This is a genomic window from Natronorubrum tibetense GA33 (assembly GCF_000383975.1).
GTDB lineage: Archaea > Halobacteriota > Halobacteria > Halobacteriales > Natrialbaceae > Natronorubrum > Natronorubrum tibetense.
Map to the genome: position 1 here is coordinate 3,639,245 of NZ_KB913017.1, position 19,190 is coordinate 3,658,434.

Genomic DNA, 19,190 nt, shown 5'->3' on the forward strand with positions numbered 1-19,190 from the left:
TCGTAAACTGGACGTATGGGCACGACTGTCAGAATTATCGGTGCGCCGATGGACTACGGCGCGGATCGCCGCGGAGTCGACATGGGACCGTCCGCTATCCGGTATGCGGGACTGGCCGACAGACTCGAGCGGGCGGGGGTCGATCCGATCGACGCGGGAGACCTCGATATCCCGCGGGCCGAAGAACGGGACCCGGACGCCGGCGGCCCGAATCGGGGGAACGCGAAGTTCCTCCGGGAGGTCGAAGACGTCTGTACGCGCCTGAGCGATCGCGTCGCGCAGACGCTCGCCAACGGCGAATTCCCGCTCGTCGTCGGCGGCGACCACTCGGTTGCCATCGGATCGATGCACGGTGCCGCTCGAGACGCCGACCTCGGCGCGATCTGGTTCGACGCCCACGCCGACCTGAACACGCCGGAGACCTCGCCCAGCGGAAACGTCCACGGGATGCCCCTCGCCGCGACGCTCGGCCACGGCGCGTTCGCGGAGATGGAGTGGGCCACCGCGCCCCGCGTCCGAGAGGAGTCGATCGCGTACGTCGGCCTTCGCAGTATCGATGAGCGCGAACGCGAACTCGTCCGAGAAAGCGAGATGACGGCGTTTACGATGGCCGATATCGACGAACGCGGCATGACGGCCGTCGTCGAGGACGCACTCGACGTCGCAACGGACGGCACCGACGGCGTCCACGTCAGTCTCGATCTCGACTGGCTCGACCCCAAAGCGGCCCCCGGCGTCGGGACGCCCGTCCGCGGCGGCGTCACCTATCGGGAAGCCCACGCCGCACTCGAGACGGTCTCCGAGCGACACGATAGCGAGGGAGTCCTCCGATCGATGGATGTCGTGGAAGTAAACCCGATCCTCGACGAAGGGAACGAAACGGCGACGCTCGGGGCCGAACTGACCGCGAGCGCGTTCGGAAACCGAATCCTCTGAACTCGGAACCTGTCAGGAGCTCGATTTTCCGGAGGGCGTACACTGAGGGGTGAGAACACGCCACAACTTGATGCGCGTTCCAACACCTTTGTATCGTAGTGTATCTGACTGTCGAATATGACTGAGAACGTCGTCGTGCTCGGCGCGGGCTATGCCGGTGCTGGTGCGATCAACAAGCTCCAATCGGAGCTCGGGGGCAACGCGCGGCTAACGTGGATCGCAGACGTCGACTATCATCTCGTCTTGCACGAATCTCACCGCGTGATCCGTGATCCGGATGTCCGTTCGGACATCACGTTCCCGGTCGAAGACATCGCCGACCCGTCGACTCGGTTCATCCAGGACGAAGTCACCGGCCTCGACGTCGACGAGCAGGTCGTCGAACTCGCCGACACCGACGACGTCGACTACGACTACGTCCTCGTCGGCCTCGGCAGCCAGACCGCCTACTACGGCATCCCCGGTCTCGAGGACCACTCGCTGACCCTGAAGAGCCTCGACGACGCCCTCGAGATTCACGAGGCCGTCAAAGAAGCCAGTCAGGCCGCAACCCGCGGCGAACCCGCACAGGTCGTCATCGGCGGTGCCGGTCTCTCGGGCATCCAGACCGCCGGCGAAATCGCCGAGTTCCGCGACAACCACCGCGCGCCGATCGAAATCCACCTCGTCGAGGCGCTCGAGGAAATCTTCCCCGGTAACGATCCGGAAGTACAGCAGGCGCTGCGCGACCTGCTCGAGGAGGCTGGCGTCCAGATCCACACGGACGACCCGATTACGGAAGCGAAGGAAGACGTCATCGAGTTCGACGAGGGCGAACCGCTCGAGCACGACGTGCTCGTCTGGACTGGCGGCATCACGGGTCGCGACGCGATGGACGACGTCGACCTCGATAACGAACACAACCGCGTGAACACGGAAGCGAACTTCCAGACCTCCGACGAGCGCGTCTTCGCCATCGGCGACTCGGCGATCATCGACCAGGGCGACCGGCCCGCACCGCCGACCGCACAGGCCGCCTGGCAAGCCGCCGAGGTTGCCGGCGAGAACATCTCGCGTGCCATCGAGAACCGTCCCCTCAAGACCTGGGAGTACAACGACAAAGGGACCGTCGTCTCCGTCGGCGAGAAAGCAGTCGCTCACGACGTGCAGATGCTCCCCGTCGACACCTTTGGCGGCTTCCCCGCGAAGAACCTGAAAAAGATGATCGCCGCCCGTTGGATTGCGGACATCACCTCCTGGAACGTCGCCCGCAAGTCCTGGTCGTCGCTATAAGCCGGCCACGCCCCAGTTTCGAGCGCTCGAGTCGATCTTTTCACAGGCCTGGTGGATCCCTTGCGTTGATACCGTCTACACGTACCGTAGGGTACGCGCGCCGCCTCAGAAGCGTCCGTCGAGATAGCTCCGTGCGAGCGTCGCCTCCGCCTTCCGCAGGTGGTCGCCGGCCGTACTCGTCGCGATTCCCAACTCGTCCGCGATGTCGCTTATGGTCCCCTCACGTGGGATTTCGTAGTAGCCGACTCGCTCGGCGGCCGCCACCGTCGCTCGCTGTCGCTCGGTCAGTCCGATACGACCGTCGGTCGGCCCCATCGAAGTCACGGCCTCGAGTTCGACGGCGAACCCGTCGGGGAGTTCGTCCACGACGGTATCGACGTCAGCGGCGGTTCCCAACACCTGTATCGTGAGCCGACCACCAGGGAGGAACGTGACCGGCGGCACGGCGACGAGGTTCGTTGCCGTGAACGCGTTGTACAGCTCCCGATCGCTCTCTGTGGGAGTATCCCTGACGTAGAGATACAGTTCGCCGGCCCGACCGTCTACCAGTTCGTACTCGCGGATCGACGCCGTCTCTCGGAGCGCGCGCTCGTATACGTCACGGTCGGCGAGCACGCGAAACACCAGCGCGATGCGCTGCTCGCCCGTGACGTTCCACTCGAGTAGCTCGCTCCGGTGAACCGCCTCGTGGTCGTCGATCAATCGATGCATCGGATGTTGGGCCCACTCTGGCATCCGGATCGCCACTGTAAACGAACGCATACCGATACCAACGGGTTTAGCTTATAAATAGACGGATAGATCCGTGACAACGACGAGGGGTTCGGGCCACCGATCCGCTGCTATGAGCGAGGAGACACGCGCTTCCGCGACGACCGACACCGCGTCCACCGCCGACGATCACGGCGACCCCAGCAGCGCCGACGGCGACCGAACGGATCGTCCGAAACCGCTGCCGGTAATCGGCAACCTCCACCAGATAACTGGCGACCCGCTCGGATTCTTCGACGCGGCGCGTGGACACGACCTGCTGCCCTACCGGATGTTCACCGACCAGTGCTACGTCGTCGCCCATCCCGAAGGGGTCCAGGCCGTTCTCGTCGATGACGACGACGCGTATCGCAAGGGGGAGATGATGCAACGACAGATCGGGAGCCTCCTCGGCGACGGAATCTTCCTCGCCGAAGAGGGCGACTGGCAGGACCAACGGTCGACGATGCAACCCGCGTTCTACCGAGAGCGGATCGCCGGCTACGCCGACACAATGACCGAAAAGTCCGCGACGATGGCCGACGGATGGACGGACGGGCAAGTCGTCGACGTTGCGGAGGTCTCGAGCGAGCTTACCCTCGCCGTTCTCGCGGACACCCTGCTCGGAATCGATCCCGGGTCGGATCGGGACATCGTCGCTCACGCGGCGGATGCGATCGCCGCGAGATACGACTCCCGGCGCGTCGGCGCGTTCCTCCCGGAGTGGATCCCCTCGCCGACTAATCGTCGCTACCGGCGGGCGCTCGCGGATCTTCGCCGGACCATCGATCGGATTATCGACGACCGGCGAACCGCTATCGAGGAGGGGAGCTACTCCGGAACGGATCTCCTATCGATGCTCATCGCCGCCACCGCTGACGGCGGTATGGACGACCAGACGCTTCGAGACAACGTCGTCACGTTCCTGTTCGCCGGCCACGAAACGACGGCACTCGGCCTGACCTACGCGCTCCACTCGCTCGCGACCGAGCCCGACGAACAGGCGAGCGTTCGGGACGCGGTCGACGAATTTGGCGACCCCGTGATCGATCCGGACGGCGCGGCTGCACGCGACGCGCTTCCAGCCGTCGATCGCGTCGTCGACGAGACGCTTCGGCTGTATCCGCCGGTACACGTGTTCTTTCGCGAGCCCGCCCGTTCGGTCGACCTGCTCGACACTCGAGTCCCGGCGGGAACCGTCCTCGCGCTGTCGCCGTGGACGTGCCATCGAGACCCGCGCTGGTGGGAGAACCCCGAGGCGTTCCGTCCGGATCGCTGGGAGACATCGACGGGAGACGGGAGAAACGGTGGACCGGCGTCGAAGTCGTCTCGTCCGGAGTATGCGTACTTCCCGTTCGGCGGGGGCCCACGCCACTGTATCGGAATGCGCTTTGCGCTGCTGGAACTCCGACTGACTCTCGCCGTGTTGCTCTCTCAGTACCGGTTCAGTCCGGTCACCGAGACGCTGTCTTTTGCCCCGAGCGCGACGCTACAGCCCGACGGGCCGGTTCGACTGCGAGTCGACACTGACTCTCTTTGAGACGACCGCCACGTTCAGGTCGGATTCAGCGAGGTCGACACTTTTCAGGCGATGCGACGCCCGGGATCGCTCCAGCCAGGTTGATCGCGGCCGAATCCGGTCGTGTTCGACTGGACGGAACCGTCTCTGCTCGCGTTCGCGCTCCGTCTCAGTCTCCGGTTTCGCCGTCGTCGCTCGCTCCGGTGTCGTCGGTGGTCGGCGATCCCATCGGCTCGGCCGGAACGCCCGCAACCGTCGTCTCCGGCGGCACGTCCCTCGTCACGAGCGAGTTCGCCGCGACGCGCGCGTCCGCACCGATTTCGACCCCCGGGAGTACGATGGCTCCGGCACCGATCATCGCCCGTTCGCCGATCCGGACCTCTCCCGTCCGATACTCGTCCTGCAGGAACTCGTGACAGAGGATCGTGGCGTCGTAGCCCACGATCGCTTCGGCTTCGACGGTGATCAGTTCGGGCCAAAAGACGTCCGGCGTGGCCTCGAGTCCCCAGGAGACGCCCGGTCCGACGGTGACGCCGAGCCGTCGGAGGAGCCAGCGTTTGAGTCGAAGACTCGGAGAGATTCGCACGAGCCAGACGACGACGTACGAAATTGCGACTCGAAGCGGGCTTCGAGCGCGGGTCCAGTCGGCGAGCGAGTTCCCCGGTCCCGGCGTTGGATGGCGCCGGACGCGGTCGTGGCGGGACGGCGTCTCGTCAGTCACTGGCTGGTGATATGACCCATCACTACATGAAACCGCCCGGTCGTCGTCTAGGTCAGCGACTCGAGGACTCGGTGGCGAATTCGACACCGGTCGTTTCGTATTCGCCACCAGCGGATATCGAACCGTTCGGTCGCCCCCGACGGTTCCTTTTGAGACTATCTCACACAATCCGTTACAGACGTAACGATGATTATAATAAACAGTCGCCGTTCGTTGATGGTTCGACAATCATATAATATAGTTGGACACCCAACCAGTTAGGCCTAATCGTTGTTTTAGATGGCATCATTGTGTCAAGCACAATGTCGCTCCAACGGGATACGCTCGAGCCGGAAACGGTCTATTCGCTGCTCGCCAACCGAGTCCGCGGGTATTTGCTGAGCTATCTATCGGCCACTAACCGTACGACGGTGCCGGAAGCCGCCCGGCGGATCGCCAACTGGCAACGCGAGGCGACGGCAACGACGTTCGAATCGGATCGGACGGCCGTCCTCGTCCAGTTGATCCACAACCACTTGCCGCGGCTCAGTCAGTACGATATCGTCGAGTACGACCGCACGACCGAGGAGATTACCCCCGGATCGAACTTCGAGGCGGTAGCGCCGTACGTCTCCGACCTCGAGATCTCGGTGGATCACCAGTGACGCGTTAGGCGGCTTCGATAGCCGCGTCGTCGACGGTCCGCTCGCCGGGGACGCCGACACGCCGGCGGAACGCATCCCCGGAGATCCCGCAACGATAGGCCGGCTTATACATCATATTTTCGCCACCAGCACGGACGTCAAAGGCGCTCGCGACCGGCTCTCGTAGATAGTACTGCGCCCGTTGGTTCCCCGACTTGACGTAGTACTCCGACAGCCGAATTGGGTGTCGGTCGAAGAGGCCGCCGGGTTCGCAGCCGTCGATCAGCACGACCGGTTTCTCGAGGTAGCACTCGCCGTCGCGGGCGCGTTTGGTGTGGGCGTTGTCCGGATGTGCTGCGAGAATTGACTCGCGTTCGTCCTGAGCCATATCCGGCGTGACGACGTCGACGCGGTCGACTGTGAAGTAGCCGATCAGGTAGCGATGAGCGCGGTCGCCGTCGGGGCGGCGCAGGCCGGCGTAGAAGCCGACGATGTCGCCCGACTCGAGTGCGCGTAGCCTCGAAACGTAGCCGCTGGTGCGGTGTTCGCCGTAGGTCAGGGCCTCGAAGTTGGGATCGTGATGAAACGGCCAGGACTCGAGTTCGCCACCGGTGACTGTCCGGTCGGCGTCGCCGATCGGTTGGGGTGTGATCCGGCTCGTGAGGTCTACGGCGGTTCCGTCAGTCGCGCGGAGGTCCCACGAACCGAGCGTGGCGCTCTCGTCCGTCTCGCAGGTCTTCTCGGGAATCGGGACGTACTCGAAGCGTCCGTCGTCATACAACGGCGCGAGGGCCCCCAGATTCGTGCTATCCGCACCGACACCGGCCAGAACCACCGTCATTACTCGTCCGTGGGGATGGCTGGGACGTAAAGCCGACGGTCGTGGGAGCGAAAACGCGGATTCGACGAACGGGGGATGATGTGGTAGTGGTGTCGGGTGCAGGGGCTCCAGATCGCTCGAGCCCAGTCGCTACCGGGCCGATGATCGAGCCGAGTAGAACAGGGGAACGAGCAAGACGAGGAAGAGACATCCCATCACGGCGCTCCCGATCCAGATCGCCGATGGCCACGTTTCGGGGACCACGCCTGCCAACTTGAGCACCCAGAGGAGGCTGTAGCCACCGACGACGACGAGCGAGCAGACGTAGAGCCGGAGTCCCCAGCCGACAACGTGGTACAGGGTCGTTTTCGTCACCTGTGGTGGGACCAACTCCTCGAGCCCGAACATTAGAGTCTCACCGTACGATCGAAGACGCGCGTTTCTGCATCGACGTCACCTCGAGGGTGACGAACCCGTCGGCTCCGTCCTGTACCAGCGTGGTGGTCCCGATCGCTGCTTTCGGTTCGGTCTCGCCCTCGAGATCGTTCTCGTAGCCGATCGGGACCGTCCCCACGGCGGCCGAACAGAGCACCGCTACCCGACGAGGAGCAGTCCGGCGGCGACGGGATTGATGGCGCGGTCGACCGGTAAGTCAAGTGGGAGACGCATCGATTTCGATACCTGTAGCCAGTCACGGCAGTACGTGCGCTTGAATCTATTCGCGGCGAGTGGGACGCGAGGGCTCGAAGGCCACACGGGCGTGTTGTCCCTCGAGACTCGGCGGTCGACCTCAACGGACCCTCACGTTTCTCCGTCTGTCCGACTGCTGGCTCTGCGCGCGAGATCGCGCTCGAGTCCTGCCGTCCGCGAACTCATCTGGAAGGACCGGTCTCACGATCAGTTTCTCCTCACAGTGACCGCCCACCGTCAGCCTCGAACTCGTGCTCGATTCAGCGGGTTCGAATCGGTAGCCGAGCCGGAGCGTGCCTCTGACAATTCGTCGTTCGACTCGGCAAATGACCAGCGGTCGTCAGTTGTCATAGTTCTGTAGGCTGACTGGTAAGCGCTGTTAACGGAATATCTGCCAGCGGTTCGAATTTCTCGCCCCTCGAGCGAACGGCGAGCGTTCGTGACGGATGAGTGCTGGCTAGCTTGATTGTGGGCGTTCGACTCTCGAGGTTGTACTGATCGCTGTCCACTCACACATCGGCCTCACCCCCGTGGTGACCGTCGGTCGTCTCCGGATCGGGAATCCCAACGTCGACACCAGCTGCGGACCCGCGAGTCAGTCGGCGGTACAAGTCACACTCCCCACAGCGGTGGGCTTGGTCGTTGTTGTCGCCGTAGACAGCACCAGAAGCGGTCCGAAACGTACGCTCCGCAGTGTTCGCACGTGCTCGAGGTATCCGTCGACGGTCACGGTGCGATCGTCACGCCGACCACCTCCGAACGGTCTGTCGGCTACGTGGTAATATACTGAAACCGAGAATTGGATTTTCGGTACGCTCGAGGGTGCGAGCGGCTAGGATTTGAACACTTAGATAATTTCGAGTGGGACCACCGAGGACTCGATTCGCTCGTCCTCCCATTTTCGCGTCGCGATGCAGCAGTCGCTTCGCTCCCTTGCTTGCCTCGTCGCGAAAAGTGGGACCGCCGAGGTCAACGACTCTCTTTTTGCGGACGCAATCTCGATTTCGTCTCGTCTCGAATGCTCTCGAGTACCGCTGGTGGTCCCATCGTGTCCGAAAAAGATATGCGATCTCTATACATATGTATAACCATGAGCACCGACAGGAAGTCGATCCCAGTTTCGATCCCGGAAGGGTTGGTCGACGAACTCGACGAACTCGTCGAGGAAGGAAAGTTCGGTTCACGATCCGAGGCGCTGCGATACGGCGCACGGCTGGTCGCACGCGAAGCACAACAGAAACGGCTGCACGAACGAACGTCGAGAACTGCCGAACAGGATATCGAGGATCGACTGGAGAGAAAGCGTGTACGTTGATACCGACGTCGTTCTCGCCGTTCTGAAGGCAGACGATTGGCTCAGTTCGGCCGTCGATCTCGAGAAGATTCCCGATCCCAAAACGTCCGTCGCGACCTGTATCGAGGTACAGTACGCGATGCAGGACGAATGGGATCGAGAGCGTCGGACAACGGTTCACGAACAGCTCGCAGACGAGGGAGTTCAGCTTGTTCCTCTGCGTTTCGAGCACATCGACGCCGGCTCGACGTTGCAGCGAGCATACGAACGGCTGAATCTGTTCGATGCCGTTCACCTCGGTGTTGCTACGGTTCTCGACGAGACGGTCGTTTCGACTGATACGCTGTACCCGGAGATCCAGGAAATAGAACACATCGACCCGCGCGACCTCGAGTAATGGTCGTAGTAGCAGCGTAGCTGGACTATTGCTCGAATTGGAGTGATTAGGATTGACCGTCAGCGATACCTCTCTTGCGTTTGCGTCGTAAAAAGTGGGACCACGGTCGCAGCGAAACTACTCCCTACTCCCATTTACCCTCCTCACATCACAGCGGTCGCTCTGCTCCCTCGTTCGTTGCGTCGTGAAAATGGGACCGCCGAGAATTGAACTCGGGTCCTACGGACCCCATCCGCAGAGGATACCACTACCCCACGGTCCCGCATCTTGGTGGAGGTCCGTCTGCCGTTTAAGCGTGTCGTTTCGGGTCGACTGCCGGCGCGAAAACGGCTTCGACGGCCGAACACAAGCCCCATCGACCTCAGACCAGCACGCGCTCGAGCGACACCACAACCCCGCGATCCGCATCGGCATCGCCCACGAACTCCCCGAGACACACGGCGGCCTCGTTCGGCGTGTAACACGCGACGAGATCACCCTCTGTTACACCAGCATCGACCGCGAGCACGCCCGGTGCGTAGACAGGTGCGCCGTTGGCCACCTCTCGAGCCGCGTTCTCCGCGATCGTGATCGACGGAATATCCTCGAGAATTCGTTCGGCCGGATCGACCGCCTCAAAAAGGGGGTCGGGATCGTCGTCCTCGACCCAGAAAGCGAGCGCGTCCAAGAAGTCGGACGTGCTGTGGAGGTCGCTGTCGTCGAACGGGGTCGTGGCCGAGCGACGCAGGTGGCCCATGTGGCCGCCCGTCCCGAGTGCGAGGCCCAGATCGTGACAGAGCTTGCGGACGTAAGTCCCGCTCTCGCAGCGAATCCGCAAGAGGACCTGCCGCTCGTCGGTTTCGAGCACCTCGAGATCGTATATTTCGCGGACGCGCAGGCGTCGCGACACCGCGCTCTTGCGCGGCGGCTTCTGGTAGATCGGCCCCTCGAACTCGGCGACGACCGACTCGACGTCGGCCGGCACCGGTGCGTGACACTCGAGGACGGCGATGTACTCCTTTGAACCCTCGAGGAAAACCTGTGCCAGACGAGTGGCCTCGCCGAGCATGAGCGGCAGACAGCCGGTCACCTTGGGATCGAGGGTTCCGGCGTGGGCGGCTTGCTCGAGCGTCGCATCGGCGCCGCGTTCGGCGAGCGTCTCGGCGACGGAGTCGCGTAACCAGCCGCTTACCTGGTGTGAGGAGGGGCCGGGCGGCTTGTCGAGGTTGACGACGCCGAACGTGAGCAGTTCTACGGGTGAGCGGTCGTCGGGCGGGCCACGGAGACGAGGACGATCAGCCATGGCTCAGAACTCGTACTCGATCGGGATGGATGCCTGTCCCTCGTCGCCTGCAGCCTCGTACTCCCCGACGGCGGTGACGAGCATGTCGAGCACTGCGTCTGGCTCCCAGCGAGCCGTGTTCACCGAGAGATCGTAGATCGTCAAATCCTGGATATCGATGTCGTAATACTCCTGATAACGCTTTGCCTCACTGGCTTCGCGTGCCTGGGTCTCCTCCGTTGCACGGGCGGGGTCTTTCGCTTCCCGCTCGGCGATCCGTTCGCCGCGAACCCGTGCCGGTGCATCGAGCCAAAACCGGAAGTCGGCCTGCTCGCCGGCCAACCAGCCCGCGAGACGGGACTCGAGGACCAGATCGTCCTCTTCGACGGCGATTTCGCGGAGCCGACGGTCTAGATCGCGGTCGATCTGGGCGTTCTCCTCGGCGAGTTTGTTGAACTCGAGGGGCGTGTAGCCGCGCTCGTCGGCCAGTTCCCGGAAGATGTCGCCGCCGCTGACGTGATCGAGGTCGAACGCGTCGGCGAGCAACTCCGCAGTCGTGCTCTTCCCGCTCCCTGGCGGGCCGGAGACGGTGAGTAACATAGTCGAACTGCGCGGTGACTGGTAAAATGGGTTTTGAATCGCTTGACGGAGCACGAACGTCTCGCCGAGCGAGAAATCATCGAACAGACGCAAAGCCGAACTGTCGAGATCTACTTCTCGAGGGCTTTAGGCCCCGGACGGCGTCATATCGATATTTAACGCCTTCCGCAACAGTTGCGTAAAGCCCATCGAGCACAGGAAGTACCAGACAATCCAGGCCGGCATCGGACCGAGCAGGCCGGCGTTCCAACTCGTTTCGCCGATCAGCGGCATGACGACGGTGCCGTCGATACCCACGCCGTGGATCTTCCAGTACATCCAGAGGAACAGCGGAATGGTAAAGAGCATGATCCAGACCATCGGCCGCAGCTGCTCTTTGAACATGCCGAGGTTCTCCGCCATGGCCTCCATCTGTTCTTCGCGGACCTTCTCGAGTTCGTCGTCGAGACGCTCGATTTCGGCCTCGCTCGCGCCGCGCTCTTCGGCCTCTTTCTTGGCCTCGCGAGCGTCTTTCTGTTTCTCCTGCATTGCCTTCATGCGCTGTTGGTACTTCCCCATGATCTCGGGGTTCATGAGGTTCGCCTGCAGGAGCGTCGAGTACAGCCCCGTTAGCAGCGCCACCGAGAGAATTACGCCGTAGAACGGGAGCGCAGCGTCGAGTGGTCCCAACGCCATGTCGAGGGTTCCACCGACCGTATCCCGAACGGACTCGATCCAGTAGCCGAACATCAGTAGGAGTGAGCCCACGCCAGCCAGTTTGTCCCACTGCGACCACGACGATTCTTCGGCGTCGATATCGACGTCGGTGTCGTAACTCTTGGTGTCACCGTCGCCGTCGAGCGCCTGGTCGTAGGCCTCGCGATCGGTGATCTCGAACCCTTCGTCCCCGTCGACTAATACTCCTTTTTCGATCAGCCGGCCCCATTGTCCGCTCGTAAGCTCCTCGCGGACGTCGGCCCACTCGACTTCGCCCCCGTTTCGATCGGCCGCCTCGCGAATGGCCTCGAGAGCGTCCGTCATCGAAGAATCCTCGCGGACGAGGTCGTTGATCTTCTCCGCTGTACGCGTCATCTGTGTTGGGCTAGGGTACGTTCGGTATACAAGTGTTTATCTTCGGCCGGCACTCGAGCGAGCCACCCGGAATCCCGTTGCACCCGACAGCTAATTACAGCGACAGTTTTCCGTTGGGGTCCGTAATCGTGGCTCCGAACGCGCTACTCGCCGAAAATACCGCCTGTGAACTAATATAAACGATTTGGAAATATTTGATCTACCGGCATTACTATTATCCGTATTGTCAAGATACCGTTCATGAGTATTCCGTTCGGGCACGGGGCAATTACACCGTCACGGAGGGGCCAATCGACGGTGCTAGGGATCGTCCTGTTGATCGGGATGGTCGCGGCCGGCAGTATCGGCGTATTGCTTGTCGCAGGGGAGGCCATAGGTAGTGCAGAACAACAGTCTGAGCAGGAACAGATTGAGCAAGCCTTCATCGAACTAAGTCATAGCATTTCTTCATCGACATCTGCCAGTGATGTCTCACAAACGATGGAATTACACGCCGGTGAACATGGAGCAATCGCACACCACGATTCAGCAACCTACAAAATCTGGACCGAGAGCTATAATGAAGACAACAAATCACACGTAGCAAATGGCTCAATTGGGACGATTGAATATGAAGCCGATGATGGGACGAAAGTCGCTTACGAAGGGGGCGGCGTCTTTCAAGAAACGGGGGAGCGAACACAAATACTCTCCGCACCACCCATTAACTATGACCACAGGACTAATACACTCTCGTTCCCCGTTTTCGGACTCACTGAAGATCAGGAAATTAGTTCTGGTGACGTGACGATTAGTCAAACAAATGTAGAACGAGAGCCAGTTAATCACGTGGAAGACGACCACGTTTTTGTCGAGATTGAAAGTGAGTACTGTCGTGGCTGGGAACAATATTTCACAGACCAATCACACGACACAAGCATTCAAGAACCATGTTACGATGCTGCAAACGACGACGGGAAAGTGAAAGTCAGGCTAGGATACGATAACATAGAAGATGCGTTCTCTTCAGGTACAGCGGTTCCTAGTGAGGAACATATTGGATCGGGGACCGGAAGTGGACATCCCCTCGATAATGTTGATGAAACTAGGTTTACTCCACTTGACGATACGATTGACCAGTTGAGAGAGGACTTTAAAGAGAACGCATCTCGCAATTTAGATACTGGGGAGTCTAATTCCGGTGGTGAATACTTCGCTGAGGAACTTAACGGATCGTATGATTTTCAGTTAACAGATGACGATGCAATCGTTGTCGTCAATGATAGCGTGACAACTGACAATGGTGGAATCACTGTATCTAACTGTGACGGCGGTGAACACAGTTTAAAAATATATGCAAAAGGTAACTTTTCCCTTTACGACGACGTGAAACCAACTGGTGAGTGTGAGGGTGAAGACGTGGACACGATCCAGATGTACGGAACGTCAACATCGACTGTGGACTTCCACGATTCAAGCAGCACGTTCCATGGGTTACTCTACGTCGCGAGTGAGGAATTCAATCCCGACGATGGCGAGTACCAAGTTGATTTCAGTGGTGCCGGCGGAGTTACTTTCAGGGGAGCAATAGTTGCAAACTCCATCTACTTTGATTCGGCAGCCAATGAGGTAGAGCCGGAGGGAATAGATAATTCCGAAATTGATGTAATTCCTGAAGGATACGAGCCTGCGCCTCAGCTAACCTACCTCAACATCGCCGAGCACCAAATAGAGATCAAGAACGACTAATTGTCGACTACGCCGCGTCTTCGATCGTCGCTTTCACTTCTTCCCAGACCTCGTCGGGTGCCTGTTCACCGTTGACACGCTCGAGCGACCCCTTCTCCTCGTAAAATTCGATAACCGGCTCGGTGTTCTCCCGGAACACGCGAAGCCGTTCCGTGACGGTCTCCTCGGTGTCGTCGTCGCGCTGCTCGAGTCGGGCCTCTACGTCGGGATCCTCCGGCGGGTTGTACTCAATGTGGTAGATATCACCGGTTTCGGGATCCATCCGACGACCGGTGAGTCGGTGGACGAGTTCGTCCTCGCCGACGTCGAGGTAGAGGACGACATCCAGTTCGGTCATCCCCTCAAGTTCTTCGGCCTGCTCGATGTTTCGCGGGTAGCCATCGAGGACGAAGCCGCCGGCCTGGGAGAGGGCCTCGTCGACGATAGCGTTGACCACGTCGTCGGGAACCAGTTCGCCCTGGTCCATGTACTCACGCGGCGTATCGTACTCCGTGTCCATCTCGGAGATATCCATGTCCTTGTTCGCGCGGAGCGCGTCGCCGGTGGTGATGTGTTCGACGTCGAACTCCTCGGTGATCTTTGCACTCTGGGTCCCTTTGCCTGCCCCGGGCGCCCCCAGGATCAGAATTCGTGGCTGTGCCATACTCGCACGTTCACCGGCGTCACATAAAGGCTTAAAGAAACGGGCACATCTACCGCAGTATGACGCGTTTCGAAGCGGCCGATCCGGCGGAACGACGAACGTTGTACGTCGATGCCATCACGGCGCATCGACGTCGAGGGAGCGAGTTCTTGACCCTCGAGGTCGACGCCGAAGTGTTCGAGACGGACGGCAACGACGGGACCTTCGAAGACGACGATGGGGATGAAAACGACGAGGGCGTCAGCAACGGACTCGATCCGGAACTCGGTCTTCCTTGGATCCAGTTCGGCGACGGAACGATCAACGTCGACTGTACGGATACGGAGCTCGAATCCCTCAAAACCGTCCTCGGCGAGTTCCCGGCGTTCAAGATCGATGAGATCCACCGGCCGGACGACGCCGAAGGGGTCAACGTTCGTATCAGCGCGAAAGCGGATCCCAACCGAATCGCCCAGTGTCTCGACGCAATCTTCCAGCGGGTCTACGATCTCCCGGCTGACGTTCGTATCTGGGTCGTGGAGATCTGATTTCCGGCAATCGTCACACTGACTCGAAACTGAGAATCGAGACGCCGGTTACTCGATCGAGAGCGTGCTGTCACCAGCACCCTCCCCGTCTTCGCCCTCATCCCATTCGAGTTCGAACTCGAGTCCGAGTTCGCCCGGTCCGTCGGGCGCCGAGCTCGAAGTTTCTCGCTCGGCTTTGATCTCGAACGTCGGCTGAGCGGGCGGGTTCATCGTCACCGACTCACCACCTGCCTCGAGCGAGATTGAGTCACCGCTCTCCAGACTGTCGGCAACGGTTCGAAGGTAGTCGGCAATCTCGTCGCGTTCCATCCGCTGCTCGAACTTAAAGAGGACCTCTTCTGGCATATCCAACCGTACGTGACCAACTGTATAGAACGTTCCGGAGAATATCGTTAAAAACGTGGCCCGTTTTCGGCAATAGCACGGGAGCGCGCGCGAGCGAATTACCACGTGGTATGACGGGGGTTGATGTGTCGGTGCAGTTTTTTCGCGATCTGCGATCCGAACACGTTCGCTTTCAGTCGGACATTCCTCGGATTGGTGTCCGATCCAAGACACGATTTGGGACCCACAGCGATAGAAAAAAGGTCTCTCCCCCAAAGCGAATGTTGAGGGACTGAGAAACAGTGGCAAGGGTCACCGTAATCGAACGGCGATATCCGCGGTAGCAGTGGACGACGAGACCGATTCAATCGGGCCGTTTCCAAATAGATAAGTGCCCCCGGCCATCATCGTCCGACATATAAGCGGTATACAAACGAGGTGAATACAATCTTCAGCGCACTTACGACTCCGATGCAGGTGCAGACGCGCGTAGACGTGTTCGAGAGCATCTTTCAGGTGTTTCTCGCACTCGGAACGCTCGTCGGTGTTGTCGTCGTCGCGTACACCTTGTACAACGCGTACAAGTATCGCGATACTGACGACGCGAAAACCGACGATTCGCTGCCAACGCTCGGGGAGTTACCGACAGGCGGAGAGGGTGGAAAAAAACTGTTCCTATCGTTCGGTATCAGCGCCATTATCGTTATTTCGCTGGTAATCTGGACGTACGGAATGTTGTTGTACGTCGAGGACCCGCAGGACGACTTCGAGGAGGAACCGATCGATGTTGAAGTCGTCGGCGACGGCTTTGCCTGGTCCTTCGAGTACGAAAACGGTGCTTTAGAGAGAGGGACGATGACCGTTCCCGAAGATTATCCGGTGGCAATCCAGGTGACCTCTGGCGACGTCTGGCATACCTTCGGGATCTCCGATCTCCGCGTGAAAGCGGACGCGATCCCGGGCGAGTACGACGAAACGTGGTTCATCGCCGACGATGCCGATGAGGACCACCGAATCGAGTGCTTCGAACTCTGCGGTGACCAGCACACGCAGATGGACGGTACCGTCGAGGTACTGCCGGAAGACGAGTTCGAGACCTGGCTCGACGAACGTTTCCACCTGGATATTAGCTTCGAAGACCCGGAGGGTGAGCCGATCAACGACACCGGCGACCTCACGCTCGAACTCGTCCACCAAGAGAACGACGAGTTCGATGAGGATCTCGCATACTCGTACACCGAAGAGGACTTCGACAACGACACGATCTCCATCGAGGATATCGAACAGGGTGGCGAGTACGATCTGGTAATCGAATTCGAAGAAGAGGAGTTCGAGACGATCGAGGACGAACTCACCATTACCAGCCCGTCGAGCGAGACCTACACGCTCGGTGAGGAAGACGAAGACGAGGACGAAGAGGACGATGACAACGACGAAGACGAAGAGAACGACGAAGAAGCGGACAATGACGACGAGGAAGGAGGTGACGACGAATGAGTGACCTTCCACCAATGACGTCCGTCAAGCGCTGGCTCGTCACGACGAACCACAAGGACGTCGGGATCCTCTATCTAGCGACGGCGCTGTTCTTCCTGTTGCTGGGTGGCGTCCTCGCACTGATCTTCCGTGCACACCTGTGGGAAGCGGGCGGTACGGGACTGCTCACGGGCAACGAGTTCAACCAGGCAGTCTCCGCCCACGGGTTACTAATGGTGTTCTGGTTCCTCTCGCCGTTCGCGGCCGGCTTCGCGAACTACTTCGTCCCGCTGCAGATCGGGGCGAAAGACCTCGCGTTCCCGCGACTGAACGCCCTGAGTTACTGGTTCTACCTGTTCTCGGGGATCCTCATCGCACTCTCGTTCTTCCAGCAGGGAACGTTCGCTGGTGGCTGGACGATGTACGCGCCACTGAACGTGCCGACGTACACGCCTGCGATGGAGGCGACGACCGGGAGTAACGCGACGGTTCTCGCGTTGCTGCTGTTCGTCTTCTCGATCACGCTCGGGACGGTTAACTTCATGACGACGATTCACCGCTCCCGTGCGGAGGGCCTCGGCCTCTGGAACATGCCGTTGTTCACGTGGTCGTGGCTGCTGACGGTCTGGATGATGCTGTTCGCGTTCTCAGCACTGCTCGCTGCACTGCTGTTACTATCGATCGACCGGCTCTTCCTGACCCAGTACTTCGCAACCGATCAGGGATCGGGTCTGCTGTGGGCACACCTGTTCTGGTTCTTCGGCCACCCAGAGGTCTATATCGTCTTCTTCCCCGCGCTGGGGATCATGTTCGAGACGTTCCAGACCTTCTGTGGTCGACGACTCGTCGGTCGGAAGTGGGTCATCATCTCGATGGTACTGGTGGCCGTCCAGTCCTTCCTGGTCTGGATGCACCACATGTTCCTGACGACGATCAACCTCGAGATCAAGACGTTGATGATGGCAACGACCATCGGGATTTCGTTACCGTTCGACCTGATGGTCTTCGCGCTGATCTACACGATGGTCAAGGGACGGGTTCGGTTTACAACGCCGTTCCTCTTCAGTCTCGGTGCGCTCGTGTTGTTCATCCTCGGCGGCATCACCGGAGTCTTCCTCGGAGCCGTCGTGCTGACCTACGAGTTCCGTGGCACCTACTGGGTCGTCGCTCACTTCCACTACGTGATGGTCTCCGGCGTGACGGCGTTGATCGCTGGGCTCTACTACTGGTGGCCGAAGATTACCGGGAAAATGTACTCCGAGACGCTCGGAAAACTGAACTTCGCGGTCTACTTCATCGGCTTCAACCTGCTGTACTTCCCGATGTTCCTCGCCTGGGAGACGCCGCGGCGCGTCTTCGACTTCAGCGAGGGCATGGAGATCTACCACCAGCTGGCGACCGTCGGGGCGTTCGTCCTGGGCGCGTCGTTCTTGATCATGTTCTACACGTTCGCGAAGAGTTGGATTTCGGGTCCCGACGCACCCGACAACCCGTGGGAGTTCTCCCGCACCGCCGAGTGGGCGATTCCCTCGCCCCCACCGCTCGAGAACTGGGGCGGCCGACCGAGCTACGCCAGCGGCCGACTCGAGTTCGTCGAGGATTCGAAGGCAGCTACCGACGGCGGCGTCGCCACCGCCCACGGTGAAGCGACGGCAGCCGAAACGAGCCACGAAGAGGAACACGCCGACCACGCCAGCATCTGGCCGCTCGGTATCGGATTCGGAATGTTCGTGTTCTTCCTCGGACTGACCGGAATGACGCCGTACATGATCGATTTCGCCTCGGAGCGCGGACTCGAGGGTATCGGCACAGCAGCCGAGACGAACATCATGTATCCGCTCATTACGGTGCTCGGCGTGGCGATCCTCGGGGTCACGCTGTTCAAGTTCGGCATGGAGGAGTTCCACGCGCCAGAGATGGCCATCGCCGAGCGCTGGCCGTTCGAAGGCGTCGGCAACACGAAGTTCGGTGTCTGGGTGTTCCTGGCGTCGGACGTCGTCGTCTTCGGGGCGGCGATCGGGGCGTTCGTCTTCATGCGCCTGCACATGGGCTGGGGTAACTGGGAGACGATTCCCTTCGCCTCTTGGCCCGGCTTGCTGAACACCTACGTGTTGCTCACCTCGAGTTTCACGGTCATCATGGCGCTCGTCTTCGCAGAGCGCCAGAACAAGAAGGGGCTGCTCGGTGCCATGGGTGCGACGCTCCTTCTTGGACTGACGTTCATGGGTGTCAAGGCCTACGAGTACAACTACAAGTTCCAGATCGGCGAGTACTGGTGGACGAGCATCGAGCACTCCGTTTACTTCGTCACGACGGGGCTGCACGCACTGCACGTGATCCTCGGATTGCTCATCGCCGTCTTCATGATCTACCGGATCATCAGCGTCGATGCCTACCTCGAGGACCATCGGCCGGTCGAGTTCTTCGGACTCTACTGGCACTTCGTCGACATCGTGTGGGTCTTCCTGTTCCCACTGTTCTACCTGATGTAGCGGCCATCCGCTACACGGGATTCGAACGCCTTTTTTGGAGCCAACG

At 60.4% G+C, this 19,190-nt stretch carries 20 protein-coding genes, 1 tRNA gene and 1 pseudogene; 10 read left to right on the forward strand and 12 right to left on the reverse strand.

The genetic code is table 11. The features are described 5' to 3' along the window. Positions 1–15 precede the first annotated feature (15 nt). Both rocF and NATTI_RS0118680 read left to right on the forward strand, forming a co-directional pair. Positions 16–936 carry an arginase gene (gene rocF / locus NATTI_RS0118675; protein ID WP_006088350.1) on the forward strand — a complete coding sequence of 307 codons (921 nt, stop codon included), beginning with the start codon at positions 16–18 and terminating at the stop codon, positions 934–936. A gap of 117 nt (positions 937–1,053) precedes the next feature. Further along, complete coding sequence (locus NATTI_RS0118680; RefSeq protein WP_006088349.1) at positions 1,054–2,208, forward strand: NAD(P)/FAD-dependent oxidoreductase; 1,155 nt, start codon at positions 1,054–1,056, stop codon at positions 2,206–2,208. A gap of 105 nt (positions 2,209–2,313) precedes the next feature. Here NATTI_RS0118680 and NATTI_RS0118685 read toward each other — a convergent pair whose 3' ends face one another. Then, the gene (locus NATTI_RS0118685) at positions 2,314–2,970 is read right to left on the reverse strand and encodes a helix-turn-helix domain-containing protein (protein WP_152423925.1); all 657 of its coding nucleotides are present in this window, start codon (positions 2,968–2,970) and stop codon (positions 2,314–2,316) included. 82 nt (positions 2,971–3,052) lie between these two features. Here NATTI_RS0118685 and NATTI_RS0118690 point away from each other — a divergent pair, with 82 nt between their 5' ends. Further along, on the forward strand, positions 3,053–4,498 hold the full coding sequence (locus tag NATTI_RS0118690) for a cytochrome P450 (protein WP_006088347.1): 1,446 nt from the start codon (positions 3,053–3,055) through the stop codon (positions 4,496–4,498). A gap of 148 nt (positions 4,499–4,646) precedes the next feature. Here NATTI_RS0118690 and NATTI_RS0118695 read toward each other — a convergent pair whose 3' ends face one another. Next, positions 4,647–5,198, reverse strand: a complete 552-nt coding sequence (locus NATTI_RS0118695) for an acyltransferase (RefSeq protein WP_006088346.1) — start codon at positions 5,196–5,198, stop codon at positions 4,647–4,649. A gap of 302 nt (positions 5,199–5,500) precedes the next feature. Here NATTI_RS0118695 and NATTI_RS0118700 point away from each other — a divergent pair, with 302 nt between their 5' ends. Further along, positions 5,501–5,842: a DUF7344 domain-containing protein gene (locus tag NATTI_RS0118700; protein ID WP_006088345.1), complete on the forward strand. Its 342-nt coding sequence runs from the start codon at positions 5,501–5,503 to the stop codon at positions 5,840–5,842. Between the two features lie 4 nt (positions 5,843–5,846). Here the strand turns inward: NATTI_RS0118700 and NATTI_RS0118705 are convergent, their stop codons facing one another. From NATTI_RS0118705 to NATTI_RS27115, 4 genes and pseudogenes are all read right to left on the reverse strand, one after another. Beyond that, positions 5,847–6,662, reverse strand: coding sequence for an Nmad3 family putative nucleotide modification protein (locus tag NATTI_RS0118705; protein WP_006088344.1), 816 nt, complete (start codon positions 6,660–6,662; stop codon positions 5,847–5,849). Positions 6,663–6,791: 129 nt separating this feature from the next. Beyond that, entirely contained in the window at positions 6,792–7,049 is a 258-nt protein-coding gene (locus NATTI_RS0118710) for a hypothetical protein (RefSeq protein WP_019992038.1), read from the reverse strand. 7 nt (positions 7,050–7,056) lie between these two features. Next, a complete protein-coding gene (locus NATTI_RS26200) occupies positions 7,057–7,233 on the reverse strand; it encodes a hypothetical protein (RefSeq protein ID WP_019992039.1) in 177 nt (58 codons plus the stop codon). Between the two features lie 607 nt (positions 7,234–7,840). Next, positions 7,841–8,084, reverse strand: a pseudogene (locus NATTI_RS27115) (DUF7563 family protein). Positions 8,085–8,421: 337 nt separating this feature from the next. Between NATTI_RS27115 and NATTI_RS0118725 the strand changes: the two are divergent. After that, complete coding sequence (locus NATTI_RS0118725; RefSeq protein ID WP_006088342.1) at positions 8,422–8,646, forward strand: ribbon-helix-helix domain-containing protein; 225 nt, start codon at positions 8,422–8,424, stop codon at positions 8,644–8,646. After that, positions 8,636–9,022 (forward strand): PIN domain-containing protein, encoded by a 387-nt coding sequence (locus NATTI_RS0118730; protein ID WP_006088341.1) that lies wholly within the window; start codon positions 8,636–8,638, stop codon positions 9,020–9,022. The genes NATTI_RS0118725 and NATTI_RS0118730 overlap by 11 nt, the downstream gene beginning before the upstream one ends. Positions 9,023–9,213: 191 nt before the next feature. Here the strand turns inward: NATTI_RS0118730 and NATTI_RS0118735 are convergent. The 4 genes from NATTI_RS0118735 to NATTI_RS0118750 form a co-directional block, all read right to left on the reverse strand. Beyond that, positions 9,214–9,284 (reverse strand) — tRNA-Pro (locus tag NATTI_RS0118735). Positions 9,285–9,383: 99 nt separating this feature from the next. Continuing rightward, complete coding sequence (locus NATTI_RS0118740; protein ID WP_006088340.1) at positions 9,384–10,304, reverse strand: RNA-guided pseudouridylation complex pseudouridine synthase subunit Cbf5; 921 nt, start codon at positions 10,302–10,304, stop codon at positions 9,384–9,386. Between the two features lie 3 nt (positions 10,305–10,307). Continuing rightward, on the reverse strand, positions 10,308–10,883 hold the full coding sequence (gene cmk / locus NATTI_RS0118745; RefSeq protein ID WP_006088339.1) for a (d)CMP kinase: 576 nt from the start codon (positions 10,881–10,883) through the stop codon (positions 10,308–10,310). A gap of 126 nt (positions 10,884–11,009) precedes the next feature. Further along, the gene (locus NATTI_RS0118750; RefSeq protein ID WP_006088338.1) at positions 11,010–11,954 is read right to left on the reverse strand and encodes a DUF106 domain-containing protein; all 945 of its coding nucleotides are present in this window, start codon (positions 11,952–11,954) and stop codon (positions 11,010–11,012) included. Positions 11,955–12,194: 240 nt separating this feature from the next. Here NATTI_RS0118750 and NATTI_RS0118755 point away from each other — a divergent pair, with 240 nt between their 5' ends. Beyond that, positions 12,195–13,682 (forward strand): DUF7289 family protein, encoded by a 1,488-nt coding sequence (locus NATTI_RS0118755; protein WP_449289289.1) that lies wholly within the window; start codon positions 12,195–12,197, stop codon positions 13,680–13,682. Positions 13,683–13,689: 7 nt separating this feature from the next. Here the strand turns inward: NATTI_RS0118755 and NATTI_RS0118760 are convergent, their stop codons facing one another. Next, positions 13,690–14,325 carry an adenylate kinase gene (locus NATTI_RS0118760; protein WP_006088336.1) on the reverse strand — a complete coding sequence of 212 codons (636 nt, stop codon included), beginning with the start codon at positions 14,323–14,325 and terminating at the stop codon, positions 13,690–13,692. Between the two features lie 59 nt (positions 14,326–14,384). Here NATTI_RS0118760 and NATTI_RS0118765 point away from each other — a divergent pair, with 59 nt between their 5' ends. Then, positions 14,385–14,852, forward strand: a complete 468-nt coding sequence (locus NATTI_RS0118765; RefSeq protein ID WP_006088335.1) for a hypothetical protein — start codon at positions 14,385–14,387, stop codon at positions 14,850–14,852. Between the two features lie 48 nt (positions 14,853–14,900). On the opposite strand, the gene NATTI_RS0118770 is transcribed toward NATTI_RS0118765, so the two are convergent. Continuing rightward, positions 14,901–15,197, reverse strand: a complete 297-nt coding sequence (locus NATTI_RS0118770; RefSeq protein ID WP_006088334.1) for an amphi-Trp domain-containing protein — start codon at positions 15,195–15,197, stop codon at positions 14,901–14,903. A gap of 450 nt (positions 15,198–15,647) precedes the next feature. Between NATTI_RS0118770 and coxB the strand changes: the two genes are divergently transcribed. Further along, on the forward strand, positions 15,648–16,673 hold the full coding sequence (gene coxB / locus NATTI_RS0118775) for a cytochrome c oxidase subunit II (RefSeq protein ID WP_006088333.1): 1,026 nt from the start codon (positions 15,648–15,650) through the stop codon (positions 16,671–16,673). Next, positions 16,670–19,144, forward strand: coding sequence for a cbb3-type cytochrome c oxidase subunit I (locus NATTI_RS0118780; protein WP_027119214.1), 2,475 nt, complete (start codon positions 16,670–16,672; stop codon positions 19,142–19,144). Before coxB ends, NATTI_RS0118780 begins: the two co-directional genes overlap by 4 nt. Positions 19,145–19,190 lie beyond the last annotated feature (46 nt).